Origin of the sequence: Aminobacterium sp. UBA4987 (assembly GCF_002396985.1) — a bacterium.
Lineage (GTDB): Bacteria > Synergistota > Synergistia > Synergistales > Aminobacteriaceae > Aminobacterium > Aminobacterium colombiense.
Genome location: NZ_DGZF01000005.1, coordinates 51,139 through 77,511 on the forward strand (window position 1 = coordinate 51,139; position 26,373 = coordinate 77,511).

Genomic DNA, 26,373 nt, shown 5'->3' on the forward strand with positions numbered 1-26,373 from the left:
AGGAATAGAAGGAATGAACATAAAAGAAAAAGTGCGGCAGATGGGGATCCAGGCCAAAAAAGTATCTCGTTTTTTGGCTGTAGCTTCTTCAGAGCAGAAAAACAAGGCCCTTTATGCCATGGCCAGAGCTCTTCGTGATCACTGCAAAGAAATATTGGAAGTTAATGAGAAAGATCTGGAAGAGGGACGTCAGGCTGGGCTATCCTATGCCCTTCTTGAACGTCTCACCCTTAATGAAAAACGAGTTGAAGCTATGGCCGTCGGTCTTGAGGAAATAGCGGCCTTCCGCGACCCCGTGGGAGAAGTGTTGGGAATGTGGTCAGGACAGGGTGGAATTCGTATAGGTCGTGTCAGGGTTCCCCTTGGTGTTATTGGCATCATTTACGAATCCCGTCCCAATGTTACCGCAGATGCTGCCGGTCTTTGCCTTAAGGCAGGGAACAGTGTTATCCTTCGCGGAGGAAAAGAGGCCCTCCACTCGAACAGAGTCATTGCCCAAGTGATCTCCGAAGGCGCGACAGGAGCAGGGATTCCGGAAGGGGCAATTAATATTATCGATAGCCCTGACAGGGAAGCAACAATGGCCCTGATGAAAATGAATGACTATCTCGATGTTCTCATTCCAAGAGGTGGCAAAAGTCTTAAAAAAGCTGTTCAGGAAAATGCGACAGTTCCCTTTATTATGACGGGCATGGGAAATTGCCATATTTTCGTAGACGAAACAGCCGATATGGAAAAGGCTGTTCCTATTATTCTGAATGCTAAAACCCAGCGTCCATCCACTTGTAATTCAGTGGAAACCCTGTTGGTCCACTCCAACATAGCCTCTCAATTCATTCCTCAGGCAATGGCGGCTCTTCACGAAAAAGGAGTGGAGATACGAGGGGATAAAACCGTGTGTGCCCTTGATGCTCAAGCCCTTCCAGCTACAGATGAAGACTGGGCTACAGAATACAGCGATCTTATTTTGGCTGTTAAAATAGCGGAGAGCCTCGACGAAGCCATGGATCATATAGCTGCCTACAGCACTGGTCATAGTGACGCCATCCTTACAGAGAGCTACAGTAATGCTCAGAAATTTCTCAACGGGGTGGATTCTGCAGCAGTCTACGTGAATGCGTCAACTCGTTTTACTGACGGTGGAGTCTTTGGGTTTGGTGCGGAAATCGGCATTAGCACACAAAAACTTCATGCTAGAGGCCCAATGGGCGTTGAGCAGCTGACGTCAACTAAATTTATTATTTATGGAAACGGACAGATCAGGGAATAATTAAAAATTATGAAGCATGGCGACATTATGATTATGGCAACTAGAACTGGGCATATTCCCTTGTTGCGAATAAGCCTTTTATGGCTCTGCCCAACTCTTGTTGCGTTAGTTTTTTATTAATGAACAAAGAAACTCCCGAGAATTGCTGCAATAATAAGAGCCGGGAGCATATTGGTCACTTTAAAGCGCTTGATCTCAAGAAGAGAAAGACCTAGGGCAATAAGCATAAGCCCTCCCGCCGCCGATATTTCGTTAATAACGCTTTCAGACAGAATTGGCTGTAGAGAGCTGGCAAGAAGAGTAAGTCCTCCCTGGTAAAAAAGAACGGAAAAGGCGGAAAGCAATACTCCTCCCCCAAGGGAAGTGGCGAGGGCAAGGGAAGATACTCCGTCGAGCAGAGATTTGGTTATGAGGAGGTTGGGGTAAAGCCCCAACCCCTCTTCTATTGCTCCGAGTATAGCCATTGAGCCTATGCAGAAGAGGAGAGTGGAGGTAAGAAATCCTTCAGCGAAGCTCTGACCGCTCGTCTTGAATCTCTGGCTCACCTTTTCTGAGAAGCGGCTAAAACGGCCATCGAGGTCAAGGGCTTCCCCGATCATTCCTCCCCCAACCATGCTAAAAACGAGAATGAGAAAATTTGCGGTTTTCTGTGCCATGAGAAATCCAAGAAAAAGAGTGAATAGGCCAAGGACCTGAAAAGCCATATTTATATAGCGTTGAGGAAGCCTGGACCTGAATAAAAGTCCTAGGGTACTTCCAACGATGACAGCCAGACAGTTGACAATACTTCCAGATGCAGGAATGTTACCAATAAAAAAATTCACAGAGATTCCCCCTCGTTGAAAAGTTGAAAATAGCTTATGTTTAATCTCCTAATCTCTCTCTTCCCGAAAGAAGGGTTGTCCGAGGGAGGCTGGAGCTCCAAAAAGAATTCCTTTTCCCTGGCTTACAGAGATAAAAAAGAGAACTAGAATCGTCATTATATAGGGCAACATCATGAGAAGAGGAGTCGGGATGCTTGTGCCAGCGGCTTGCAGACGAAGCTGAAAAGCTTCTACTCCTCCAAAAAGGTAAGCTCCGAAGGCTGCACGGAAGGGGTTCCAGATGGCAAAAATAACAAGGGCTACAGAAATCCAGCCTCGGCCCGCTGTCATGAGCTCCGCCCACATCTTTGTATAGGCAATGGACATGTATGCTCCTCCAACAGCAACAATCCCTCCGCCAATGAGGGTATATATATAACGGGTGCGGTCTACGTTTATCCCCATGGCATCCGCTGCCCGGGGATTGTCCCCTACAGCTCTGAGATACAGCCCGTTTCGAGTTCGCGAGAAGAACATATAAAGCAGAAGTACGAGCACAAAAGATACATAAATAAGGGCGTCGTTATTAAAAAGAACAGGCCCTATGACAGGTATATCCGAGAGTATCGGCAGGGGGATTTTGTCAAGCCCTTTAATGGTAAAGCCAATATAAGACCGCCCCAGGAGGGAACTGGCTCCTGTCCCGAACATTGTTAGGGCGAGACCGCTTACCACCTGGTTGCCTTTTAATGTAATGGTTATAAAGGCATGGATCGCGGCCATTAGGCCCCCGATAAGAAAAGCGGCAATGACACCGATCCAGGGGTTGCCAGTTTTATAGGTGGCGGCAAAACCAGTATAGGCTCCCACAAGCATGATCCCTTCAAGTCCCAGATTTAGAATACCAGCTTTTTCTGTAATGATCTCTCCAAGGGTTGCGTAGAGGATGGGAGTGCCACTTCGTACGGCTGCTGCAAGGATAGGTATGAGCATTTCCATGTCAGTTGTCCCCTCTCCAGATAATTCGAATTCGGTATCGTCTAAAGAACTCTCCGCCTAACACAAAAAAGAGGAGCAGCCCCTGGAGTACTAAAATGCTTGAAAGGGGGAGGCGCATTACAATTTGCAGCGTATCTCCGCCCACAAACAAAGCTCCAATAAGAAAAGCGACAAAGAGAACAGTAAGGGGATTAAGGCGCGCCAGCCAGGCTACAATAATGGCGGTATAACCGTATCCAGCAGAGCTGCCATGCTGAAGGCGTCCCTGGAGTCCCGCTATTTCGCACATGCCGGCAAGACCGGCTATTGCCCCGGAAACAAACATGACCATTACTGCGTTGCGCAAGTAGTTCATTCCCGCAAAAGTTGCGGCCTTGGGATTTTCCCCGATGACTCGGATCTCATAGCCCCACCGTGTCCATTTAAGAAGGGCCCAGAAGAAGAAGGCTAGAAAGATTGCCAAAAAAAGCCCTGTGTGAATGCGGGTATCGCCAAGAAGAGGAAGGCGGGCTGCATTGGGAAAGGGGGCTGTCATGGGGAAGCCCAGGCTTGCCGGATCCCTCCACGGACCATAGACGAAGTAATCGACCATATTGAGAACGATATAGTTCAGCATAAGAGTCGTGATGATCTCGTTTACATTCCACCTGGCCTTGAGATATCCGGCGAAGGCGGCCCATATTCCGCCAGCAGCGGCTGCCGCGGCAAACATGATCCAGAACATAATGAAAGGCTGGTCAACAAAAAAATAGCGTACAGCGGCCGATGTTGCCAGAGCACCCATGAGTATTTGGCCTTCTGCGCCAATGTTCCATATTAGCATTTTGAAAGAAAGGGTTACTGCAATGCCAGCCATGGCCAGGGGGATTGATTTGACAATTGTTTCGGTGAGACCGTAAGTATCCCCGAAAGAGGCTTTAAACATAGATGTGTATGTCTGAAGAGGTGAAACCCCCATAAAGTATAAAAAGACAGCACCTGTAACAAGGGCCAGTATAATGGCAAAAAGAGGAATAGCCACGGTAAACCAGGCTGGTGTGATAAGACGCCTCTCCACTTTTAAGTATTTCATCTCGCTATAGCCCCTTCCTTTATAGATGAGAGGGGCGTCCCTGCCATCATGAGACCCAGCATTTCAGGCGTTGCTTCTTCTGGATGGTCGAGGATGCCCATAATTTCCCCCTTGAATATAACAGCGAGTCTATCGCTTAAAGAAAGCAGTTCTTCTAAATCTTCCGAAACAAGAAAAACAGCAGCTCCCCGGTCACGTTCCAGAAGAAGCTGTTCTCGCACAAACTGAGTTGCTGCCACATCGAGGCCCCAGGTTGGGTGAACGGCTATAAGTGCTTTAGGAGCATCGCAAAGCTCTCTTCCCAGCATCAGCTTTTGCAGATTGCCCCCTGAAAGGTTCTTTACTGGGGTTTCAATGGACGGTGTGCTGACACTATATTTTTTTACGAGGTTGAGGGCATGGGAAAAAACGACCTTCCAGTCGATCATTGGCCCTCTGGCCACAGGTTTGTTCCAATATTTTTTTAGTATAGAGTTCTCTTTAATATCCATATTTGGTACGAGACCAGTCCCTTTCCGATCTGCGGGTATATAACGAACGCCCCTGGCGATGAATTGTTTTGGGGGCTGATGGGTCAATTCTTCGTCATCAATCATAATGTGCCCTTCCTTTAGAGGGCGAAGTCCTGCCAGGGCTTCACAGAGCTCCTGCTGTCCATTTCCGGCAATGCCCGCAAGACCCAGGATTTCCCGTTCCCGAACATCTATGGAAAGGTCCTTTACCACTGTAATGCCTCTGTCACCTAAAACTGTTATTTTTTTAGACTGGAGAATCTGTTTTCCGGGGGCAGAGCTTTTTCTGGCAACAGTAAATGAAACCTTTCTCCCCATCATGAGTTCTGCAAGCTGTTCCTTTGATGTGGCGGGTGTTTGTACAGTTCCGGTCTTCTCTCCTTTTCGAAGAATGCTGATGCGATCTGATAGGGAGAGAACTTCGTCAAGTTTATGAGAAATAAAGACGATGCCGTGACCTTCTGCTGTCATTTGCTGAATGGTACTGAAAAGGCGAAGTGCCTCCTGAGGAGTTAGTACAGCAGTAGGTTCATCAAGAATCAAAACCTGGGCTTTTCGATAGAGCATCTGTAAAATAGCTACACGTTGCTGTTCTCCGATTGAAAGCTGCCATATTTTGGCATCCGGATCAACTTCCAGTCCATATTGCCTGGAAATATCAACGATCTGCTGACGTATTTCTTTTTTGGGAAGAAGCTGAGGCAGACCCTCTAGGCCAAGGATCATATTTTCCCAGACGGTTTGGCTTGGAATCAGCATAAAATGCTGATGAACCATTCCTATACCAGCAGCAATGGCATCTTTCGGTGAAGAGAAGGAAACTTTCTTCCCATCAATCAGTATGTGTCCTCTGTCCGGGTTATATAAACCATATAAGATGTTCATGAGCGTCGATTTCCCTGCGCCGTTTTCACCAAGGAGGGCATGGACTTCTCCGCGGTTAACGTCAAAATCTATGTTATGGTTTGCGACGATGCCTGCAAACTCTTTTGTGATTTCCTGCATCTGTACAAGTGGCGATGCTGCTTTTGCTTTTTCCATAGCAACGTTTCCTTTCACTGCGATCTTTTTCAAAAAAAAGAGGGCGCAAAAGCGCCCTCCTGGTCTTTTCTCTGGGTGCTTATTTAGGAATGTCCCCTTTCACACCTTCTACAAACCAGTTCATAGAGAGCTTATCTCCATCTGAAAGCGATTGTCCAGCTTCAACCTTTATTGTACCGCTTTGATCTTTAATAGGGCCATCGAAAACATCCCATTCGCCAGAAATAATTCTTGTTTTCTCTTCTTCAACAAGCTTTTTCACTTCTTCCGGTACATCTTTCCCATACTTAGATAAACCGACCATTCCTTCTTTCAATCCCCACCAAATATCCTCAGATTTCCATGTTCCCATGGTGACTTGCTCTATAACACGTTTATAGACAATACCCCAGTCCCAGATGGGGGCGGTGAGGTGTTTTGTAGGAGCATACTGGCTCATGTCGTTATTATAACCGACTACATAGACTCCGGCTTCTTCTGCAGTTTGTGGGGCGGCACCGCTGTCTGCATGCATGGAGATGACATCCGCTCCAGAATCGATGAGAGCTTTAGTCGCTTCTTTTTCTTTCCCTGGATCGAACCATGAGAAAAGCCAGACGACTTTGACTTCGGCCTCAGGGTTGGCTTTCCTGACTCCCTGGGTAAAAGCATTGATACCACGGATAACTTCAGGAATTGGATGAGCAGCTACAAAGCCGATGACGTTATTTTTTGTCATTTTCCCGGCAACGAGGCCGGAAAGATATCGTGCCTGATACATTCTTCCGAAGTAGATGCCCACGTTGTCTGCTCTTTTATAGCCGGAGCAGTGCATAAAGACCACGTCAGGATAGCGTTTTGCCACATCTTGTACAAAGTCCATGTAGCCAAAGGATGTAGCGAAGATGACTTTTGATCCGTTGCGGACAAAGGTTTCCATAACGCGAGCTGAGTCTGGTCCTTCTGGGACAGACTCAACATAACTCGATTTGAGCCCGGGGAAAGCGGACTCCATCTCGAGACGTCCCTGGTCGTGCATATAGGTCCACCCTCCATCGCCCACGGGACCAATATATACAAAGCCGCAATTGATCTTTTCTGCCGGGATAGCTTCCATAGCGAAAGCTGTTCCGCAAAGAGCGACACTGAGCGCGACGAACAAGACGATTAAACTTCTTTTCATTGTAGATGTCCTCCTTATGCGTTCTTTTAGATGAAATATTTTTCAAAATAAAGATTTCAACTTAACAATTATACTGATTTTACAATAAAAGGAAAGTTAGGAGAGGGAAATAAAGAACTAAAACAATACCATTAAAACATAAAAACATGTAATATAAAGTTTATCATTTTTTACTCTATCCAGGGAGGCTATGAATCAATGGGCAGCGAAGATCGTTATCACAAAACCTATCCTGTTTCCTGGGACCAGCTTCATCGAGACTGTAAAGCTTTGGCATGGCAGCTTCTTCCCAGGAAGTGGGAGAAGATAATTGGAATTGCGCGAGGGGGGCTCATCCCTGCTGCTATTATAGCGAGAGAGTTGAATATCCGTCTCGTAGATACAGTTTGTATTTCAAGTTATACTATTCGTACCCAGGGAGAGGCGAATATTTTAAAAGGGATTAACGGAGACGGTGAAAACTGTCTCATTATTGATGATCTCGTCGATACTGGGAAAACTGCACGAGTTGTAAGGAAGATGCTTCCAAAGGCTTATTTTGCGACGGTTTATGCCAAACCTGAGGGAAGTCCCTTTGTTGATACGTACATAACCCAGGTCAGTCAGGATACGTGGATCCTCTTCCCGTGGGATTCTGAGACGGCATATTCCACGCCTCTGGTGGACCGTAAGGAATAATGATGTAGAATAATGAACAGTAGCAGATGTCGAGGGAGGTGGGGTAACCTGTGCTTTATATAAAGTTCGCACTGCCGTTCGCTCTCTGGGCCTGGGTACTGTCAAGTTCCTATGCCCGGTATATTCTTCCACGAATTTCTTCTGTTTATGGTTTGCTGAAGGGGTTAGAAAGCAAGGAGGCTCACAGCGCCAGCAGCCTCCACGTTCGAGGAACATCTTTTCTCGTAAAAATAGTGATGCTGTTCTCTCAGATGTATGTCCTTGCCGCATGGTCAGCTTATTCGGTTCTTCGTACCATGCGCTTTGCGAGGCTCCCTGAAACAAGGGGTTGGATTTACTATCTTACAGCCTTCATCATATGTGAAGGGGCTTTGGGCGTTATAGCAAGAAAAGAAGAGTATAACGGCTTTTTGTCCATACTGCATTCCATTATGGCTATGGGGGCTTTTGTGATCTTTGCCTTCAATCCCCATCTTATGGGAAGTATCTATTCCTGGCTGATACGCCTTGTGGGGATTGAACTATAAGGCAGTCTCCCTTAAAAACAACTGAACATGAGGGCAGGGGACGTCTTTTGTACCCTGCCCCTTTTTCTGGGCTGTTACTTTTTTTGCAGAGCCTCAAGAAGAGCTTTCGTGAAAAAGGGAAGGTCTGACGGTTTTCTGCTTGTTATTAGTTTTTCCGATGTAACCACAGGTTCATCAACCCATGTTGCTCCGGCCAATTCCATATCGTCTTTAATACTGGCGAAGGATGTAACCTGTTTTCCCTTTAATATGCCAGCTGAAACAAGAAGGCTGCCTCCATGACAGATGCTTGCTACGACTCCATTTGACCTATAGATCTGGGCAACGAGAGAAACGATTTCACCAGACATTCTCAACTTATCTGGCGCCCATCCCCCGGGGATAACCACTCCGCGGGGCAGATTCTCCGAAAGACTTTGGGGAGTGTAGGCCGCCTCAACTATGGTGCCGAACTTCCCTGTATAATGGCGAGGAGCAACTGGGGCAACAACTATAGGTTCGTAACCATCTTCAATAAGGCGATAATAGGGGTACCAGAATTCCAGATCGTGGAAATTTTCTTCTACAAGAATAATTACTTCTCTTCCGGTCATATTCAACGCTCCCTTCCTTTCCATCTATGCTACAATTTTTACCACATATTTATATTGTTATATTATACCGAAAAATCGAAAAATCAGCGTTGCCTTATGGGGGCTGTTGCTATGTCTAGTTATCAAAGTAGAGAGACCTTTAGATTCAAGGAGTGCACCCTTCTGCCTATTAGCACAGGGATTCAGGCCAGGAACCTTAGAGAGCTTCGTGAAGGGATTGAAGAGGTTGTTCCAAGCTGTCTGTACTATCATTTCTGGGGTCGTCTTCTTTCCCCCCAGTTTCCAGAGTATGAGTATGTTAATGATTTTGCGTCCTGGGCAAAGGTTTATCTTCATGAAGACGCACTTTCTGAGAAATTAAGCGCTCTGGATCTTAATCACAGGAACGACATCGAGGATATCAGGGAGGAACTTCTCGACATCCTCGATGAAACCCTTTCTAGAGAGTATTTCATCAGTTGGAAGGAGGCCGATAGGACTTTCCACTTTACTCGGGCCCATCTCATTGTTGTAGAAATAGCTCTAACAGCAGACTCCCCGCAAACACTCCCTCGGGCTATAGCATCTTCAAGCCGAGGTAGTGTTTTTTTCCATTTCATAGAGGCTAAGTGGCGGAACCGGGAAGACAGAAGAGATGACTATTCAAAATGGCTGGAGTGCTTCGGAGAGGGAACACGAAAAGCAAGGGATGAATTGGCCATTTTCGATCCTTACTTGTATTCTCTTTCTGATCTTCGAGAAAGACTAGTCAGCATCCTCGAAAGTACTCTAACTTGGAAGGGGGAGAGTACCTCATGATGCGGCATTTAAGTGATTATGGAGCGCTGACAGGAGAACAGATTATCAGCGGCTTATATCGTTTTGCAACCTTCTTGCAAGGGAAAAAGGTTGTTCATGTTAACTCAACTCGTGAAGGTGGAGGAGTGGCAGAAATTCTACGATGCATGATTCCCCTAATGAATGAACTGGGTATTGAAACCCACTGGGAGGTTATAGCTGGTTCGGAGGCTTTTTATACAGCAACGAAGTCGATTCATAACGCTTTACAAGGCAAAGCTCTCCCTTTCACAGAATCCTATCATGAAGTTTACATGGAAACGAACAGGCTTAATGCTGAGAGATTGAGACCTCTTCTTGAGGAGGCAGATTTTGTGTTTATTCATGATCCTCAACCTGCCCCCCTTCTTTCATTCTGTCCTAACAGAAAGGGAAAGTGGATTTGGCGGTGTCATATTGATGCGAGTGTGCCAAATCGTAACATATGGAGGATGCTCCGCCGTTTTGTTTCAGAATATGATGCGTCCGTCTTTTCTCTTGCTGATTTTACTCAGCGTTTACCTCACCCTCAATATCTTATACCACCGAGCATAGACCCTCTTAGCGAGAAAAACATTGTTCTTTCGGAAAGAGAGATCGATGAGACGTGCCTTCGTTTCAATCTAGATAGAGAACGGCCTCTTGTAGTGCAGGTGTCCCGGTTCGATGTCTTTAAAGATCCCATTGGTGTAATTAAAAGTTACAGGATGGCAAGGAAACATGCGGACATGCAGCTTGTCCTTGTAGGAGGAGGCGCTGACGATGACCCTGAAGGTGCCGCGATTTTAGAGCAGGTCAAAAATGCTGCTTCTGACGACCCTGAAATCCATGTCATCGAGCTTCCTTCCGATGCTCACAGAACGATCAATGGGTTACAGTCTGCTGCAGACATAATAATGCAGAAATCAACCAAAGAAGGTTTCGGTCTTACAGTGACTGAGGGAATGTGGAAATACAAGCCTGTAATCGGAGGTGATGTAGGTGGTATCCGTCTTCAGATCATTAACCGTTTTAACGGCTTCAGGGTTCAGACCCCAGAAGGGGCAGCATTGAGATTGAGGTATCTTCTAGCTTGGGGGCGGCAACGAAAACGGATGGGACAGAATGCCCATAAATATGTGCGTGAGAATTTCCTTATCACAACTCATTTACGTACAGTTCTTGCTCTTATGATCAATCTTTCTCAAAATGGCGGTGAGGGTCTGGAGGCGCAGATGTCGCAAAAGCTATAATTTTTCTTTACAAGGCCCAGCAACAATCTGATTGTAGAGAGGAAGGGAGAAGAGTGGCAGATAAAGAGCGCATGATCGTTGTTTCGAACCGTCTGCCCATTATCCTTAAAAAGAGAAAGCAGCAGTGGGGTGTGGAATCGGGAGCGGGAGGGCTTGTTACGGCTCTTTCTCCTGTGCTGAAAGATCGCGGCGGGATGTGGATTGGATGGCCTGGCACAAGAGGGAGGATCAATTTAAGCGGGTTGCGTAAGATTCTGGGGCCCATATCGGAAGAAACGGGTTTTCGCATAGTGCCGATCCTGCTGGAAAATGGTGAAATTGACAACTATTACTACGGATTCTCAAATTCTATCATTTGGCCTCTCTTTCATGATTTACAAGCTCTTTGCCGTTTTCAGCCCCAATACTGGGAGGCATATGTAAGGGTTAGCGATAAGTTTGCTGCTGTTGTCGCAAAACATTCAACGGAAAAAGATATCATATGGGTCAATGATTATCAGCTTATGCTGCTGGCGGGCAGCCTTGAGCGTCTAGGCGTTAAGCGCCATTGTGTATTCTTTCTTCATATCCCCTTCCCGTCACCAGACCTTTTCATTAAACTTCCGTGGAGGAAACAAATTATTGATGAGTTACGACAGTTTTCTTTTCTCTGCTTCCAAACTCACCGAGATAGAAGAAATTTTATAGATTGCGTCAGGTCTTTTTACCCAGCCTGTAGGGTTGTAGGGCGTGGAGCTATTGTAGGGTTGGAAATAAAGGGGCACACTATACAAATAGGAAGCTTGCCCATTAGCATTGATTATAAAAGATTCCGTTCGATGGCTTCAGCGAAAGAGGCGGATCTTCGCTCTCGAAAGATCCGTAAGGATATTACAGCCGACTTTCTTGTCCTTGGCATCGATCGCCTTGATTACACAAAGGGAATCCCAGAAAAATTAAGAGCTTTTGCCAGAGCTCTTGAAAAATATCCTCATCTCCAGGGAAAGATCTCTCTTTTTCAACTGGTCATTCCCAGTCGTGAAGGGGTGGCGGAATACGGCGCTCTGCGAGATGAAATTCAGAAACTTATCAGTGAAATAAATGGCCGATTCTCAACCACTGCTTGGGCGCCCATACTTTATCGCTATGGTACAGTGGATCAAAAGGAACTAGTAGCCATGTATCGGGCTGCTGATGCGGGTTTTGTAAGTTCTCTCAAAGATGGCATGAATCTCGTATGCAAAGAATACTGCGCTTGTCAGACAGATTATAAAGGAGTTTTGATTTTGAGCGAATTTGCAGGAGCGGCCTATCAGCTCCGGAACGGGGCTATTCTTATTAATCCTTACGATGTGGAAGCGACGGCAGATGCCCTTTATTACTCGATTTTTATGAAGGAAGAAGAAAAAAAGAATCGCATGAGGCGGATGTGCAAGTCTATTAGAGAACGAGACGTTTACTGGTGGGTCAATAATTTTTTGCAGGCAGCGGCGGGGAAAGAGCTTAAGGATTTCCCTGAAGCAGAACTCCCAGAGTTTTGGCCGGGCTTAAGAAAAAAGATTTTTGTGTTTAAAGATAAAAAAGGCGGTGAAAACCATGGCGTTAAGAGAAAATGAGGCAATTCGGGCTATCTTAGGAAGAAGAAGCATTCGACGTTTTGAAGAAAAAGCAGTAGAAAAAGAGAAGATAGAGCTTCTGGTTGAATGTGGGTCAGCGGCTCCCAGTGCAGCGAATAGCCGCTCTTGCCACTTTATAGTTGTTACTGATAGAGACCTTCTTAATCGTCTTGCGGAAGACCACCCTTATGGCAAAATGCTTTTTGAAGCTCCCCTTGGGATTGTTGTATGCGGCAACCCTGAGAAAAGTGACTTTGCCCGTCGCTATTGGGAAGAAGACTGTTCTGCCGCAATGCAAAATATTCTTATAGCTGCCCATGCTATCGATCTTGATGGAGTATGGTTAGGCGTTCGCCATGCCGAAGGGTGCGAAGAGGCAGTTCGTAAAATCTTCTCGATTCCAGAGCATATAGCGGTATTGGGCATAGCGGCTATTGGATATGGAAAAGAGAAAAAAGAACCCCACAAGGGAATCGACGAAGGGACCTTGCATCTTAACAGATGGTAGGTGGACGCAAAAAAGAAAAAGTAAAAAAATTTAACAATGAAAGAGGTGAAAGGTGATGGACAAGCGTGAACATCCGGTAATTAAGGCTATCCTCGGACGAAGAAGCATTCGAAAATTTACAACAGCTCCTGTAGAAAAGGAAATTATAGATATTTTGCTTGAGTGCGCTTTTGCGGCTCCAAGTGCCCATAACCAGCGTCCATGCCATTTTATTGTTATTCAAGAGAGAGATATTCTTGATAGGTTAGCGGCGGCCCATGATTCAGGAAAAATGTTGGCTCAGGCTCCTCTTGCCATTGCCGTATGTGCAGACACATCGTTCTATCCAAAAGAAGATCTGGCCTGGATGGAAGATGCAGCGGCGGCTCTCGAAAACATCCTTCTAGGGGCACGGCCCTTTGGTATCGAGGGAGTCTGGCTGAAGGTCATGGGGCGTCATCCCAGAGAAGAACGGGTCTGCCCGATCCTGGAGGTTCCAGACCATATTAAGGTGACAGGTATAGCGGCCCTTGGATATCCAGCAGAAGAAAAGGCCCCCCATAAAGGGGTAAACGACAAAGCTCTCCACAAAGAGAAATGGTAAAACAGTAAAATTGCAGGCTTGATAAGGAGAGTGTGGCTTTAAAGCCCCTCTCCTTTTTTAGGTAATGTTTCTTCGAACGTGTTAAAATACTATAGTTTGTCACGTATTTAAACTGTCTTTTTGGAATTTATTCTGGAGGTAGGATCTATATGGAAGAGAAAAAAGGCGAGCCCCTTTTTGGCAAGGTAGTTCCTCTCCCTTTGGTGGAGGAGATAAAACATAGTTATCTAGACTATGCTATGAGCGTTATAGTGGGGCGAGCTCTCCCAGATGCCCGTGACGGGCTAAAACCAGTACAAAGAAGAATACTCTATGCCATGATGGAGCTTGGCCTTCGTCACAATACGGCATATAAAAAGTCGGCCCGTGTGGTTGGTGAAACCATGGGTAAATACCACCCTCACGGAGACTCGGCTATTTATGACACTATGGTTCGTATGGCTCAGGACTTTAGTATGCGCTATCCTCTCGTCGATGGCCAGGGGAACTTCGGTTCTATTGACGGAGACCCGGCAGCCGCAATGCGTTACACTGAGGCTCGGCTTTATGAGATCGGCGAGCTCATGCTGGCTGACATAGATCAGGATACTGTAGATTGGGGGCCAAACTTTGATGAATCCCTTCAGGAGCCCCTTTGCCTGCCGGCTATGTTGCCCAACCTTCTTATCAACGGTAGTTCCGGTATTGCCGTTGGAATGGCTACAAATATTCCTCCGCATAACCTTATGGAGGTTGTGGATGCTCTTTGCTACCTTATCGATACTGAGCCGGAGCAGGTTGATATAGGTGAAATTCTGTTTCGTATGCCTGGTCCTGATTTTCCAACGGGAGGTCTTATTCTTGGCCGAGATGGCATAATAGATGCCTATCGCACAGGGCGTGGCAAGATCACTATGCGGGGAAGAACCCACATAGAAGAGGGAAAAAGAGGAAAGACGTTCATCGTTATCACCGAAATCCCTTATATGGTGAACAAGACCAATCTTATCGAAACCATAGCTAAGAATGTCCAGGACAAAACCATTGATGGGGTTATGGATTTACGAGACGAATCTGATCGAGAAGGTCTTCGGATTGTTATAGAGGTGAATCGTGATACAGACCCCAATTTGGTTTTGAGACAGCTTTATCGTCGGACTCAGCTCCAGAGTACTTTTGGTGTCATTAATCTAGCGCTGGTTGACGGGTATCCCAAAGAACTTCCTATTGAGGAAATGCTCAATATTTTCCTCAATCACAGACGAAGCGTGGTCAGAAGAAGAACCCAGTTCCGTCTGGAAAAAGCTGAGGCCAGGGCTCATATAGTGGAAGGTCTTGTAAAAGCCCTTGACATCATTGATGAAGTTATTGCCCTGATCAGAGGATCTGGAACAACTGAAGAGGCCAAAGAAGGGCTTATTTCGAAATTGGGCTTTTCCGAAGCGCAGGCTCAAGCCATTCTAGAAATGCGCTTGCAGCGTCTAACAGGCCTTGAAAGAGAAAAACTTGAAGCTGAACTGGCTCAACTTCTTTCTGACATCGAGCGTTACCAGACAATTCTCGGAAATCCTAAAGTCCTTGATTCCGTTATCAAAGAAGAATTGCTTGAAGTAAAAAGACGTTTTGGAAATGAAAGGAAAACTGAAATCATTGATGCCGTTGAGGATGTTTCTATTGAAGACCTCATTCCAGAAAGCGACATTGTGGTTGTATTATCCAGAGATGGTTATTTAAGGCGAAAGGATCTTCAGGAATATACGCTGCAGGGAAGGGGAGGCAAAGGAAGAAAAGGCACAGCCCTTCAGGAAGAAGACGAGGTTGCACTGGTAGCGGTGACAAGCACCCATAGGGATATCTATCTCTTCACATCGAAGGGGCGGGTTCTTGCCCTTAAAGGCTATGTGATCCCCGAATCGAAGACTGGACGAGGCAAACTCATAAACCGCTTTGTGGCCCTAGAAGAAGGGGAGCGGGTTGTGACCATGCATGGGCGGGCGGTAGACGGAGCTAAATATGCTTTCTTTATTACCCTGAGGGGAACTGCGAAAAGACTTGATCTGTCTGAGCTTGAAAATTTAACCCGTGCAGGACGCAGAGTCATGGGCCTTGACGAAGGAGACGAAATTTCCCAGATAGTGCTGACTTCAGGGGATGACCATTTGCTTATAGTAACGGCCCAGGGACAGGCCCTACGTACCCATGAATCGGAATTCCGCCCCATGGGGCGAACAGCGAGAGGTGTAAGGGGGATTCGCCTTCGGAAAAATGATTATGTTATAGGGTGCGATGTGGTGGCAAATGGTCGCTGGCCTCTGTTGCTGAGCGAAAATGGATTTGGGAAACGGACGAAATACGATGAGTTTTCTCTGCGCCATCGTGGCGGTAGTGGCGTTATTGTCATGAACCTCAGCGATAGGACAGGTTTGATCGTAGGTTGCTGGAGCGTTGCGGAAGGGGATGAAATCGTAGCGATAACAAGTCGCGGACGTATGATTCGTCTGGCTGTATCGGAATCCCCGGTCTTAGGAAGAACGGCAATGGGCAGCATAATGATGAGGCTTGACGAGGGGGACACCGTTGCTACTGCAAGCGTTGTAAGCACTGAAGATGGAGAAGACGATTAATGATCGCTCGTGACGGCTGGCCTCTTATTATTTTTGTTGCTTTTTTAACAGGAGGGAGCATGTTCATCTCCCCCTGGATGGCAGCTATCATGAGTGTCTTTCTTGCTATTGTAGTTTGGTTCTTTCGAGATCCTGAACGAGAATTGCCAGTGGATCCTGAGGTTTGGGTTTCTCCTGCAGATGGCAAAGTGGTAGAGATAGAAAAGGTAAGCTGTCCATATGTGGGAGAAGCGATAAAGGTTGGCATATTCATGTCCCCCTTTGACGTGCACGTGAATAGAGTTCCCTACGATGGGATAGTAGATTATCTGGAGTATGTGCCAGGTAAAAAGTGGATGGCTTTTGCCCCGAAGGCTTCTGAAGAGAATGAGAGAATGCTCGTAGGACTTGAAACAGCTCATGGCCGGATTCTTCTGGTGCAGATCGCCGGGTTTTTAGCGAGGCGGATTGTCTGCCGTCTTAAAAAGGGGGACAGGCTCTGTCGCGGTCAGCGTTTTGGAATGATAAAATTAGGGTCTAAAGTTGACGTCTACCTGCCTTTGAGTGTAAAGTGCTCTGTAACCATCGATCAAAAAGTGAAGGCTGGTAAATCTGTTTTGGGAGTGACGGCGAGTCATGAGAAAAAAAATAGGTAAAAGGCATCTCTCCTTTCGAGAGATAGCTCCTAACATGGTAACAAGTGGAAATTTGCTGTGCGGCATGCTATCGCTGATCCTCACTTTTCATGGACGTTTTCTTCCCGCTGCATGGTTAATCTTTTTTGCGGTCTTTTTTGATTTTATGGACGGCAAAGTTGCTCGAAGTCTTGGAGGCGGAACTCAGTTTGGACTGGAATATGACAGTCTAGCCGATGTGGTAAGCTTCGGCGTGGCTCCAGCCATTCTTGTATATGCAAACTATTTGCAGGGATTTGCCGGAGTAACTGGCGCTCTCGCCGTATGTTTCTTCGCATTGTGCGGTGCCCTGCGCCTGGCGAGGTTCAATATTGTTCACGTTCCTGGTCCTTTCCAGGGGCTGCCTATTCCTGCCGGAGGACTCTTTCTTGCGTCCTTCGTAATTGGAGGTATATCTGTTCCCGCTGCTCTCGCGGCATTCTTCTCTGTTGGCACGGCCGCCCTTATGATTTCTAGTGTCCCCTATGGGAACTTAAAGAGACTTCGCAAAGGAAACACGAATAAGAAGAAATTCTTATTCCTCTGTATGGTTACTGTGGGGCTGATTATCGTATTGCATGGAACAGCGCCTCTTGCAGCCATCTCTATTTATGTCATCAGCGGTTTGCTCCGTTTTGATTGGGGAAAATGGCTTTCGTTAGAGGAAGACGAAGATACCCTTAATGAGGGTGTTTAAAAAAAATACCAAATAATACTAATAGGTACTCAGGGGAGCTGCTTTAGCTGAGAGGGAAGCCGGCGCGCTTTCGACCCTTATCACCAGATCCGGATAATGCTGGCGCTGGGAGTTTTTGTATAGGAGAAGTTCGCCGAAACAAGGGGGACTTCTCCTTTTATTTTTGAGGAGGTGCACATTGTGGCACTATATCGAGGAAACGCATTGACTATTGCAGGGAGTGATTCTGGCGGAGGTGCAGGTATACAGGCAGATCTTAAGACTTTTGCCGCCCTCCACGTTTTTGGAATGTCTGTTATTACAGCTGTAACTGCGCAGAATAGCTTGACAGTTAAAGATATTCACGATATTCCTCCGAAGAGCATCACAGCTCAACTTGATGCAGTACTCTCTGATTTTCGAGTTGACGCAGCAAAAACCGGAATGTTAAGCAGGCCTGAAACCATTCATGTGGTGTGTGAAGCCTTGAAAAATTACCAGTTGTCAAATCTTGTGGTTGATCCCGTAATGATTTCGCAGAGTGGAGTAAGCCTTATTTCCGAATCAGCAGTTCAGGCTTTGAAAGAACAACTGTTGCCCCTTGCACTTCTGGTGACGCCCAATATGCCGGAGGCAGAAAAGCTAAGTGGAGTTGAAGTTCAATCTCTGGAAGACATGAAGAACGCCGCCAGATTGATCTCTGGCCTTGGACCAAAAGCAGTTTTAGTAAAAGGCGGCCATATGGATGTAGAGAAATCAAAAGAAAAAGTTGTAGATGTACTCTATTGTGAAGGAAAAATAACCATTTTTGAAGATCCAAGGGTGGATACGGAGAATACCCATGGAACAGGATGCACTCTTAGCGCAGCCATTGCAGCAGAACTTTCAGCCGGCCGTGATTTGGAGGAGGCTGTTTCCTATGGCCGCCAGTATTTGCGGATGGGCCTGCTTCATAGCTTTAAGCCAGGCCATGGATATGGTCCTTTAGGCCATGCTGTAACACCAGAGTGGGTAAAAGAATATGAATCTGGAGACAATGAGATATAAGGATATTCAGATAGCAGAGGTCTGGGAAGATATAAGGCATTATCGCCCCCTTGTCTACCAGTTGACCAATATGGTAGCTGCGAACTTTCAGGCTAATATCAGTCTTGCGGCGGGGGCCTCACCCCTAATGTCCATTAATGCGGAAGAGGCTTCTTTTCTTGCAAGCAGGGCAGACAGCGTTCTCATAAATACAGGGACGCCCTCTGATGAAAGTATAAGATCAATAAAAGAGATTCTTCCTGTAATAAGGAAAGAAAAAAAACCCCTTGTACTGGACCCAGTCGGCTATGGGGCATCCCCTTTGCGGATCTCTTTAGTCGAAGAAATTCTCCGCAGCGAAGCAGTTACCATAGTAAAAGGAAATAGAGGAGAAATGGGGCTTTTAGGAGGAGAGGAAGGGACAGTTCAAGGGGTTGATGGCTACAATTGCAAAGATCTTGAGAAGGCCCTTTCAAACATCGTGTCCAGTTATGGAGTGGTGGCTGTGGCGACAGGAAAAGAAGACTCAGTAGCAATACCGGTGCCCCCGTCATGTTTCTTCCTGGTCTTGGGAGGGGGAAGCCCTCTTCTTCCAGCCATTACAGCGAGCGGATGCGCCGTAGGCAGCCTGATTGCTGCCTGCTCGGCTGTAACAGCTGATTACGGGCTTGCTGCTATAACAGCTCTCGTCGCAGTATCCCTTGCTTCTGAAAAAGCAGCCGGTAGGGAAAATGTCTATGGCCCTGGAACCTTCGGAAATGTTTTTATCGATGAGGTATCCTGTCTTGTAAAAAGTGATTTTTACGGATATGAAGAGCGTTTGAATAGAAAAGAGGAGTGGCGGGAATGAACATACGTCATATGTTAAAGCTTTATGTAATTCCTGATCGTCAGATAGGAGCCCCCCGAACTCTTCTGGAACAGACGGAAGAAGTTCTTAAAGGAGGAGCGACTGTCATTCAGTTGAGAGACAAGCAATCTGGCGGCCGTGAGCTTTTGGAAACAGCCCTGGCTATGAAAAGACTTTGTTATGATTACAACGTTCCCCTTATCATTAATGATCGTCTCGATGTGGCACTGGCTGCTCAAGCAGATGGCGTCCATCTCGGACAAAAGGACTTGCCCCTTGAAGCGGTCAGACCTTTTTTACCAAGGGGTTTTATTGTTGGAGTTTCTGCACACACTGTCGACCAGGCACGAATAGCTTTAAAGTCCGGAGCTTCATATATAGGGATAGGGGCTGCTTTTCCCACTGGCAGCAAAGAGGATGCCCATGTTGTGGGGCTCTCCAGGATTCGTGAAATAATGGAGGCCGTTCCTATTCCTGCAGTGGCTATTGGGGGTATTAATGAGGAAAATGTTGCTGAAGCAATGAAGACTGGTGTTAATGGGGTTGCCGTTATTTCTGCTATTGTGGGCGCTCCTCATATAAAGAGGGCGGCTCGTCATTTCTTGAGCTTGATTTCGTGATCTCCGGCGAATATATTTTAGGGTAAAACACGGGCTGGAGGAGTATCTCCAGCCCGTGTAATTTATGAAAGGTCTTTTAAAATGCCCATTCGCTTTGTCATAATGACAAGGGCGAAACCCAGAAGAGCGCCAGGGATGCTGCTAGCAAGAAAGGCGAACTGCAAAGCTCCCAGCGCAGGGGTTTTTCCTATGGCCGACCCAATTACAAGGGCAGAAAGGGTGGCGCCTATAGGGCCAGTTCCCAGCGGCTCCACCAGGGCTGCCCAGTCTTTTTTGAAGAGGCGGTAGGCAAACCCCACCATCAGAACTCCAGGAATACTGCCTGGAAAGGCGAAAAGACTTCCAGTTCCCATCATATTTCGAATAAAACTTGTAACAAAAGCAATAGATGCTCCCCACCATGGTCCCAGTAAGATCCCTGCCAAAACATTAATAGTATGTTGGAAGGGGAAACATTTTGTCGGTCCCACAGGGATGTATATTCCCGAAAGGAGAACTCCTGCCCCAGCAAGGAGTCCGGCAACGGTCAGCTTTTTTATATGTAATCGTGATGATGAAATAGAGGCGTTATTTTCCGTTCCAGAGAATGGCATGAACAAGAACCTCCTTGTCTATCATTCCAATTGAGGCAGCAAAATCTGCGAATTTTTGCCACTTTTCCACGCTAAAGTCCTGAGTATGGGCGTAAAGGTCGAGAGTTCGTGCAAAGGCTGCCGTCTCCAGTTCCCTCGGAGCTTCAGGAACTGCTTTTAAATAGACTCCCAGTGCTTCTTCAGGTGTTTTTCGTATCATTTCGATAGCCTCTTGTACAGCTTTTCTAAACCGCCTGATGAGGCGTTCTTTATCTTTGAGGGTTGTGGCTCCTGTTACAAATACAAGTTCGTCGTAGTCTGGGATTCCGTATTTCTCCAGTTCGAAATATCCGGGAGTGTAGCCATGCTGCTCAAGTTCCACTACCTCATAATTTTTGTAGGGCCCCATAATAGCATCAACTTTTCCTGTGGTTAGAGAGGGGATTATAGTGAATCCCACATTGATAAGCTCGTATTTTTGAAAGCCGTTTTCTTTTGCGAACCCGTCGGTAAGAAGGTCCATCATGCCAGGAACAGTGTATCCTATCTTTTTCCCTTCGAGGTCTGAAGGTTTTTCAATGTTCTTTCCCCCGATAAAAAGCAATGTGGTAAGAGGATGTCCTATGAGGCGGCCTACCCCTTTGATTTCAATGCCAGAGGATGCGGCAATAATTGTCTGGGGCTCATAGGCAATTGCAAGATCAACGTGAGAAGAAGCAGCAAGTTTCAGGGGGTCTGCCGTTTCAGAAGGACTGAGAATGGATACTTCCAGCCCGTGACGTTCAAATATTCCCTTCTCTTTGGCGACAAAGAGTGGCAAATGATCTATATTGGGGAACCAGTCGAGCATAAGGGACAGTTTGTCAACAGCAAAAAGAGAATTAGCTGAGAAACAAAAAATGGATAGAGCGAGACAAAGGATAACGGCAATCTTCTTCAATAGCGCACACCTTCCTTTAAAGAGTTTTTTTATCTAGTCCATGTGAGTGTTCTTTTCTCTATTGCACCCACCAAGATCCATAAGAATATTCCTATGGCAGTGAGCCACAGGATGGAAGCGAAAACAAGATCTACTCGAAGCCTTGCATTTGATTGGATCATAAGATACCCAAGGCCCCTTTGGGCCCCTACCCATTCCCCAATGACAGCTCCAATGGTGGCTACCGATACTCCTACCTTCAGTCCCGCTAAAAAGTAGGGAAGGGCCCATGGCCAGTAAAGATAACGGAAGGATTGAAAAAAAGGGGCACCCATAAGGTGAAAGAGCTTTCTATAATCGCTATCGCAACTTTTTAACCCTTCAAGCAGATTCACGACTATGGGAAAAAAGATAATAATGGCAGCCATGAAGACCTTGCTCCAGATGCCGTAGCCAAACCAGACGATAAGCAGAGGAGCCAATGCAAAAACTGGAATGGCCTGTGATGCCACAAGAAGAGGGGAAAAAGCCTGTTCCACAGAAGGATAAACAAACATTACCACTGCCAGTGGAATGGCGGCTGTAATAGAAAAAAAGATTCCCAATATTATTTCAATGCCTGTCATAGCTGCATGATATGCCAACAAAGGGGCCTGGGTTACAGCAACAAACAGAACTCTGGAGGGAGCAGGAAGAATAAAAATAGGAATATTGGCAAGACGACATGCCCCTTCCCATAAAAGGAAAAGCAGGAGGAGAAGTCCTGTAGAAACGACGGTTCTTTTAACGAAGCTCATAATTGCATTTCCTCTTCCAGTTCAGAAAAGATCCGTTTTTTTATGGCTATATATTTTGATGAATCGAGGTTGCGGGGTTTATCTGATGGAAGGGTAATTCTATCCCTAATTTTCATGGGAGCCTGAGTAAGCACAAGTACTGTGTCAGAGAGGTACAGAGCTTCGTCAATGTCATGGGTGATCATCAATACAGTTTTCTTAAAATCTTTCTGGAGTGAAAGCAGCAATGATTGCAGGCCTCTTCTTGTAATGGCATCAAGAGCGGAGAGAGGCTCATCGAGCAATACAATTTCCCGCTCGAACATAAGAGTACGGATGAGTGCACATCGTTGCTTCATACCCCCTGAAACTGCCCCGGGAAGATAATCCTCAAATCCATTGAGGCCAAAGCGTGCAAATAGATCCTTCGCCTCCTTATCTTTTCTGAGATGTTTCTCCTTTGAGAAGACCTGGGGAAGCATAGCATTTTGCATCAGTGAGAGCCAGGGCAACAGCAAGTCTTTCTGCTGCATATAGGCTGCAATCTGGCCTAGGTGGGGTACAGCTTCACCAATCCATTCCATAGTGCCATATTCTCTCTCTATAGTTCCTGTCAGAAGATCAAAAAGAGTGGATTTTCCACATCCTGAAGGTCCAATAAGTACAGAGAAAGAACCGTTTTCTATATCCAGGTCGAACTGGTCGATTACAGGTAGACCATTGTATTTTTTCCCAAGGTGGCTGAGACGAAGCATTTCGGTTTCTGATCGACAGGACTATATCATTGCCCGATACGACTCAGTCTTCCCCAGACCAGGTAAGTAACAAAAATGCCCAGAATCAGGTTGGGCACCATGTAGCTTCCGTTGTATATGATGGAGTAGAGCCAGACGTTTGTTCCCTCAGGAGCGTAACTTCCAAAAAATATGACTCCTGAAAGTACGTGACAGAAGAGGCGAGAAATGGTTCCGAGGGTAAGCCCTCCCCAAAGAGGCTTTCGAACGAATGCGGCAAGGCCGAGAGCGGCGAAGGCGAGGGGGTAATCAAGAAGTGCCTGTATGGGATGTACTACGTATCCGCCCAGTGTAAGTTGTATAATTCCAGCCACAAATCCGGCACCAACACCATATTTAAGTCCATGTCGAAGGGCGAAAATAAGCAACGGCACATTTTCCAGGGTAACAGACCCCCCCTGGGGCATTCGCCAGAGCCTTATATAGGAAAAAGCAACAGTCATGGCTACCGCTAGGGCACCTTCAACAAGAATTCGGGTTTTGTTGGGCATAAAAAAATCCTCCTTATATGAGGGACTGCCGGAGGAAGGAGAGAAATTTCTTTTAGAAGATTTTGTCTGACTTCCCTTCGCCGGCATGACCCGGATCAGGTTCCAGGGGTCGAGACCACCAGTCTCCTCTCAGCCGGTTTTCGCCGACTCCCCCAGTACGCTGTAATTTATTAATATTATTTTGCTCTATTTAACGTCGTTTGTCAAATCATGGGAAAAGAGTAATATATTTAAAAAAGAAGTCGTTTTTCGTCAATCAGGCAGGAGGGCTTCTAATGGAAAAAGAAATTTTTACACTTAAAGGCGCCTATGGTGATGAAAAGGTTTTTGTCAGTCGCCTTTCTCCTAAGGACAGTGTGGGTAAGGTGATCGTCCTCTTCCATGGAGTTCACGGATGCGCCTCTGTCCATGAGGGGAATAAATATGCAGTCCTTGCGAGGATGTTGCTTCCCTTAGGCCTTACGGTCTATTTAACTGAAACAAGTCGTTTGCGGCGGGATCGCGATTCTTTTAAAGAAGATAGGGATCGCTGGGCTCGGACGGCTTTTCAGGGGAAAACCTATGGGATGGATCTATACGACGTATGTGTTGCCTTGAGTGAGATTGAAAAGCGCCATCCAACTGAAGAGATTTATTTATGGGGTTTTTCCCTGGGCGGTATTCATTCTCTTATGATTGCTGGTGGCGGCTATCAGACAAAGCTTCGGGAAGGCGGCTTCCCCCAGCCAGTTTTCTCTGTATCCCCTTCTGGGATCATTATTTCAGGGAGTGGGGATAGTATTGATAAAGATGATGTTTCAACTACATTGAGACTCCCCATCCTCGATACCATAGGAGATAACGCCCTCCTTTACAAATCTGTACGTTCCATAAAAACAGAATGGTTTGTAAGTTTTTATGGTGAAAATGACAACACTTTCAGCGAAGAGGCATGCCGTCGTCTTTTTGACGCGGCGGATACTCCTGAGAAGCGATTTATTATTATTCCAGGGGCGGATCATGCTTTCAGAAAGTTATATGGATTACCATCTATAGAACCACTGAAGAAAATGGTTTCTTATTTAGGACCATTTTTTGACAATAGAGATTAACAACCCCATGGCCAGACAAGGACTATATTAAAATAGGTTCCTAAAAAGGGGGCAGTGGCGAGAGCTATGATCCCTCCAAGGGCAATAAATGGACCAAAGGGTATAGGTTGTTTTCTATGGACACGATGAGTAAGAAGAAGCCAGCCAGCGACAATGCCGCCAACAAGTATCCCAATATAGAGTCCATAGAGCGTAAGGGGGAGCCCCAGACCCAATCCCATGCCGCCTATCAGTTTGACATCGCCTATTCCCATACCGCCCCTACTGATCCAGCGAATAAAAGCCATAATGACAATGCCCACGAGAGCTCCCGTTATCCCATCAAAAAGAGGGGATGTTCCAGCTGCCCATCGGAAAACAAAGCTGCCTACACCCATTACAGCGGGAACGGCATCGAAAATATAACCGCTGTATAAGTCGGTGAGAGCTGAAAAAAACAGTCCCACTGTAAGTAAAAAGGCTATAAAGAAAGAAAAGGATCCCCCCCATACATAAAAGAGCAAAAGACCCGAAACCATGAAGAACGCTCCGGGAATCCATGGCCGAGAGAAGAAACTTCGAAACCGTGAGGTTTCAGAAAGATAAAGATCCCGGGTTAAGTTCCTTGCGAATTTTTCAATGAGAGCCCCTAAAATAAAGAATAAGATACAAAGAGGTATCAATAATATTTTTTTCATTTTCCACCTCAAACTATTTCGAGTATTGAAAATTATCCTGTGTTATCCTTTATAATAGTACCACTACAAAGTTTAAGGGGGGAAGAATCGTGCCGAAGAAAATTCTTGTTGCCGTAGATTTGAGTAAAGTTTCAGAGGAGGTTTTTGCCTACGGGTGTTCTCTGGCCCTGCGGTTAGGAGTCCATGCATCTTTTATTCACGTGATGCCCCATCCTACGCTTTGGAAAGGATATGAGCCCTGGCTTCCACCGGAAATTGATGTGGAAATATCTGAAATAGCTCGGAAAAAACTAGAATATTATTTCAGAAAAGCTAAAGAGCGTATGCCGGAACTCGCTAACGTAAAATACGACATGATCGTAAAAGAGGGAAGTCCTTCAGATGTGATTATTGATTACGCAAAGGAAGGGGATTACAACCTTATTGTTATTGGATACCGGGGGCAGAGCACTATAGAGAGGCTTGTGGTGGGTAGTACAGCTGCAAACGTAGCCCGTTATGCTCATTGTTCTGTGCTTATCTATCGGCCTGGACTGGATATTTTATAAAAACGACTTTAAAAAGTGCAGACAGGGCCCCTTGGGGGAAACTACCCGAGGGGCTTTTGTTTGTTCAAATAGTTTGCTTTTATCGCCCATTGGTAAGTAGCGCCTCTAATGGCATTATCTTCTTATTTTAGTGTATGAAAGTGAGTTTCATATGAAAAATCTTATTTTCTTTGTTAAGATTAGTATCATTGAATTCTGAAACTTAACTAGAAAGAGATATGAATTTTCCCATGTATATCAAACTCTTAAGGGGGATTAGTGTATGAAAGTTACTACAATTGACCACATTGGTATTGCGGTGAAAAGTATTGAGGAGTCATTGAAAGTCTGGGAGGTTGCCCTCGGGATAGCGTGCACAGGAGTGGAGGAGGTAGAGGAGCAAAAAGTCAAAACGGCTTTCCTTCCCGTTAAAGATACAGAAATAGAGCTTTTAGAGGCAACAGGAGATGACAGTCCTATTGCGAAATTTATTGAAAAAAAGGGAGAGGGCCTACACCACATATCACTGCGTGTGGAAAATCTTGAAGAAGCCCTTGCAGAGTTGAAAGAAAAAGGGGTTCGCCTCATTGACGAAACGCCGCGATATGGTGCCGGGGGCGCAAAAATTGCTTTTGTCCATCCGAAATCAACGGGTGGAGTTTTATTAGAACTCTCAGAGCGATAAGGGGGCAGTTGAGACATGACGA

29 protein-coding genes and 2 riboswitches are annotated in these 26,373 nt (G+C 46.1%); of the genes, 17 read left to right on the forward strand and 12 right to left on the reverse strand.

What is annotated here, in order from left to right; genetic code table 11:
- The first annotated feature begins 13 nt into the window (after positions 1-13).
- Complete coding sequence (locus tag B2U56_RS02415) at positions 14-1,270, forward strand: glutamate-5-semialdehyde dehydrogenase (RefSeq protein WP_286952050.1); 1,257 nt, start codon at positions 14-16, stop codon at positions 1,268-1,270.
- A 116-nt stretch (positions 1,271-1,386) separates the two neighbouring features.
- On the opposite strand, the gene B2U56_RS02420 is transcribed toward B2U56_RS02415, so the two are convergent.
- The 5 genes from B2U56_RS02420 to B2U56_RS02440 all read right to left on the reverse strand — a co-directional run bounded on the left by B2U56_RS02420 (position 1,387) and on the right by B2U56_RS02440 (position 6,859).
- Positions 1,387-2,094 (reverse strand): DUF554 domain-containing protein, encoded by a 708-nt coding sequence (locus B2U56_RS02420; protein WP_286952051.1) that lies wholly within the window; start codon positions 2,092-2,094, stop codon positions 1,387-1,389.
- A 48-nt stretch (positions 2,095-2,142) separates the two neighbouring features.
- The gene (locus B2U56_RS02425; RefSeq protein ID WP_013047652.1) at positions 2,143-3,072 is read right to left on the reverse strand and encodes an ABC transporter permease; all 930 of its coding nucleotides are present in this window, start codon (positions 3,070-3,072) and stop codon (positions 2,143-2,145) included.
- Between the two features lies 1 nt (position 3,073).
- The gene (locus B2U56_RS02430) at positions 3,074-4,144 is read right to left on the reverse strand and encodes an ABC transporter permease (RefSeq protein ID WP_286952054.1); all 1,071 of its coding nucleotides are present in this window, start codon (positions 4,142-4,144) and stop codon (positions 3,074-3,076) included.
- Positions 4,141-5,697 carry an ABC transporter ATP-binding protein gene (locus B2U56_RS02435; protein ID WP_286952056.1) on the reverse strand — a complete coding sequence of 519 codons (1,557 nt, stop codon included), beginning with the start codon at positions 5,695-5,697 and terminating at the stop codon, positions 4,141-4,143. Before B2U56_RS02435 ends, B2U56_RS02430 begins: the two co-directional genes overlap by 4 nt.
- Before the next feature lie 79 nt (positions 5,698-5,776).
- The gene (locus B2U56_RS02440) at positions 5,777-6,859 is read right to left on the reverse strand and encodes a BMP family ABC transporter substrate-binding protein (RefSeq protein WP_013047655.1); all 1,083 of its coding nucleotides are present in this window, start codon (positions 6,857-6,859) and stop codon (positions 5,777-5,779) included.
- A gap of 198 nt (positions 6,860-7,057) precedes the next feature.
- Between B2U56_RS02440 and gpt the strand changes: the two genes are divergently transcribed.
- Both gpt and B2U56_RS02450 read left to right on the forward strand, forming a co-directional pair.
- A complete protein-coding gene (gpt, locus tag B2U56_RS02445) occupies positions 7,058-7,537 on the forward strand; it encodes a xanthine phosphoribosyltransferase (RefSeq protein WP_013047656.1) in 480 nt (159 codons plus the stop codon).
- Positions 7,538-7,587: 50 nt separating this feature from the next.
- Positions 7,588-8,064: a hypothetical protein gene (locus B2U56_RS02450; RefSeq protein ID WP_286952059.1), complete on the forward strand. Its 477-nt coding sequence runs from the start codon at positions 7,588-7,590 to the stop codon at positions 8,062-8,064.
- 74 nt (positions 8,065-8,138) lie between these two features.
- Here the strand turns inward: B2U56_RS02450 and B2U56_RS02455 are convergent, their stop codons facing one another.
- On the reverse strand, positions 8,139-8,657 hold the full coding sequence (locus tag B2U56_RS02455) for a type 1 glutamine amidotransferase domain-containing protein (RefSeq protein ID WP_286952061.1): 519 nt from the start codon (positions 8,655-8,657) through the stop codon (positions 8,139-8,141).
- 111 nt (positions 8,658-8,768) lie between these two features.
- Here B2U56_RS02455 and B2U56_RS02460 point away from each other — a divergent pair, with 111 nt between their 5' ends.
- From B2U56_RS02460 to thiE, 11 genes are all read left to right on the forward strand, one after another.
- The gene (locus B2U56_RS02460) at positions 8,769-9,455 is read left to right on the forward strand and encodes a DUF5752 family protein (RefSeq protein WP_286952063.1); all 687 of its coding nucleotides are present in this window, start codon (positions 8,769-8,771) and stop codon (positions 9,453-9,455) included.
- Entirely contained in the window at positions 9,452-10,705 is a 1,254-nt protein-coding gene (locus B2U56_RS02465; protein WP_286952064.1) for a glycosyltransferase, read from the forward strand. The genes B2U56_RS02460 and B2U56_RS02465 overlap by 4 nt, the downstream gene beginning before the upstream one ends.
- Positions 10,706-10,758: 53 nt before the next feature.
- The gene (locus tag B2U56_RS02470) at positions 10,759-12,300 is read left to right on the forward strand and encodes an alpha,alpha-trehalose-phosphate synthase (UDP-forming) (protein WP_286952065.1); all 1,542 of its coding nucleotides are present in this window, start codon (positions 10,759-10,761) and stop codon (positions 12,298-12,300) included.
- Complete coding sequence (locus B2U56_RS02475; protein ID WP_286952067.1) at positions 12,281-12,808, forward strand: nitroreductase family protein; 528 nt, start codon at positions 12,281-12,283, stop codon at positions 12,806-12,808. The genes B2U56_RS02470 and B2U56_RS02475 overlap by 20 nt, the downstream gene beginning before the upstream one ends.
- 55 nt (positions 12,809-12,863) lie before the next feature.
- A complete protein-coding gene (locus B2U56_RS02480; RefSeq protein WP_286952069.1) occupies positions 12,864-13,391 on the forward strand; it encodes a nitroreductase family protein in 528 nt (175 codons plus the stop codon).
- Between the two features lie 149 nt (positions 13,392-13,540).
- Positions 13,541-15,994 carry a DNA gyrase subunit A gene (gene gyrA, locus B2U56_RS02485; protein WP_286952071.1) on the forward strand — a complete coding sequence of 818 codons (2,454 nt, stop codon included), beginning with the start codon at positions 13,541-13,543 and terminating at the stop codon, positions 15,992-15,994.
- On the forward strand, positions 15,994-16,629 hold the full coding sequence (locus B2U56_RS02490; RefSeq protein WP_286952073.1) for a phosphatidylserine decarboxylase family protein: 636 nt from the start codon (positions 15,994-15,996) through the stop codon (positions 16,627-16,629). Before gyrA ends, B2U56_RS02490 begins: the two co-directional genes overlap by 1 nt.
- Positions 16,610-17,344 (forward strand): CDP-diacylglycerol--serine O-phosphatidyltransferase, encoded by a 735-nt coding sequence (pssA, locus tag B2U56_RS02495; protein ID WP_286952075.1) that lies wholly within the window; start codon positions 16,610-16,612, stop codon positions 17,342-17,344. The genes B2U56_RS02490 and pssA overlap by 20 nt, the downstream gene beginning before the upstream one ends.
- Positions 17,345-17,365: 21 nt before the next feature.
- A riboswitch (TPP riboswitch) is annotated at positions 17,366-17,472 on the forward strand.
- A 52-nt stretch (positions 17,473-17,524) separates the two neighbouring features.
- Positions 17,525-18,370, forward strand: coding sequence for a bifunctional hydroxymethylpyrimidine kinase/phosphomethylpyrimidine kinase (gene thiD / locus B2U56_RS02500; RefSeq protein WP_213700552.1), 846 nt, complete (start codon positions 17,525-17,527; stop codon positions 18,368-18,370).
- Entirely contained in the window at positions 18,345-19,199 is an 855-nt protein-coding gene (locus B2U56_RS02505; protein ID WP_286952077.1) for a hydroxyethylthiazole kinase, read from the forward strand. The genes thiD and B2U56_RS02505 overlap by 26 nt, the downstream gene beginning before the upstream one ends.
- Positions 19,196-19,819, forward strand: coding sequence for a thiamine phosphate synthase (thiE, locus tag B2U56_RS02510; RefSeq protein ID WP_286952079.1), 624 nt, complete (start codon positions 19,196-19,198; stop codon positions 19,817-19,819). Before B2U56_RS02505 ends, thiE begins: the two co-directional genes overlap by 4 nt.
- Before the next feature lie 62 nt (positions 19,820-19,881).
- Here thiE and thiW read toward each other — a convergent pair whose 3' ends face one another.
- The 5 genes from thiW to thiT are packed head-to-tail and all read right to left on the reverse strand — an operon-like array spanning position 19,882 to position 23,371.
- Positions 19,882-20,412 carry an energy coupling factor transporter S component ThiW gene (thiW, locus tag B2U56_RS02515; RefSeq protein WP_286952081.1) on the reverse strand — a complete coding sequence of 177 codons (531 nt, stop codon included), beginning with the start codon at positions 20,410-20,412 and terminating at the stop codon, positions 19,882-19,884.
- Positions 20,387-21,331 carry an ABC transporter substrate-binding protein gene (locus tag B2U56_RS02520; RefSeq protein ID WP_286952082.1) on the reverse strand — a complete coding sequence of 315 codons (945 nt, stop codon included), beginning with the start codon at positions 21,329-21,331 and terminating at the stop codon, positions 20,387-20,389. The genes thiW and B2U56_RS02520 overlap by 26 nt, the downstream gene beginning before the upstream one ends.
- A 29-nt stretch (positions 21,332-21,360) precedes the next feature.
- Positions 21,361-22,107, reverse strand: a complete 747-nt coding sequence (locus B2U56_RS02525; RefSeq protein ID WP_013047671.1) for an ABC transporter permease — start codon at positions 22,105-22,107, stop codon at positions 21,361-21,363.
- Positions 22,104-22,841: an ABC transporter ATP-binding protein gene (locus tag B2U56_RS02530; RefSeq protein WP_286952084.1), complete on the reverse strand. Its 738-nt coding sequence runs from the start codon at positions 22,839-22,841 to the stop codon at positions 22,104-22,106. Before B2U56_RS02530 ends, B2U56_RS02525 begins: the two co-directional genes overlap by 4 nt.
- A 26-nt stretch (positions 22,842-22,867) precedes the next feature.
- On the reverse strand, positions 22,868-23,371 hold the full coding sequence (thiT, locus tag B2U56_RS02535; RefSeq protein ID WP_286952086.1) for an energy-coupled thiamine transporter ThiT: 504 nt from the start codon (positions 23,369-23,371) through the stop codon (positions 22,868-22,870).
- A gap of 55 nt (positions 23,372-23,426) precedes the next feature.
- Positions 23,427-23,535, reverse strand: a riboswitch (TPP riboswitch).
- A gap of 111 nt (positions 23,536-23,646) precedes the next feature.
- On the opposite strand from thiT, the gene B2U56_RS02540 reads away from it, so the two are divergent.
- Positions 23,647-24,462: an alpha/beta hydrolase gene (locus tag B2U56_RS02540; protein ID WP_286952087.1), complete on the forward strand. Its 816-nt coding sequence runs from the start codon at positions 23,647-23,649 to the stop codon at positions 24,460-24,462.
- Here B2U56_RS02540 and B2U56_RS02545 read toward each other — a convergent pair.
- On the reverse strand, positions 24,459-25,139 hold the full coding sequence (locus B2U56_RS02545; protein WP_286952089.1) for a prepilin peptidase: 681 nt from the start codon (positions 25,137-25,139) through the stop codon (positions 24,459-24,461). The genes B2U56_RS02540 and B2U56_RS02545 overlap by 4 nt on opposite strands.
- Before the next feature lie 89 nt (positions 25,140-25,228).
- Here B2U56_RS02545 and B2U56_RS02550 point away from each other — a divergent pair, with 89 nt between their 5' ends.
- Together B2U56_RS02550 and mce are read left to right on the forward strand one after the other, a co-directional pair.
- The gene (locus B2U56_RS02550; protein ID WP_286952091.1) at positions 25,229-25,687 is read left to right on the forward strand and encodes a universal stress protein; all 459 of its coding nucleotides are present in this window, start codon (positions 25,229-25,231) and stop codon (positions 25,685-25,687) included.
- 262 nt (positions 25,688-25,949) lie between these two features.
- On the forward strand, positions 25,950-26,351 hold the full coding sequence (mce, locus tag B2U56_RS02555; protein ID WP_286952093.1) for a methylmalonyl-CoA epimerase: 402 nt from the start codon (positions 25,950-25,952) through the stop codon (positions 26,349-26,351).
- Positions 26,352-26,373 lie beyond the last annotated feature (22 nt).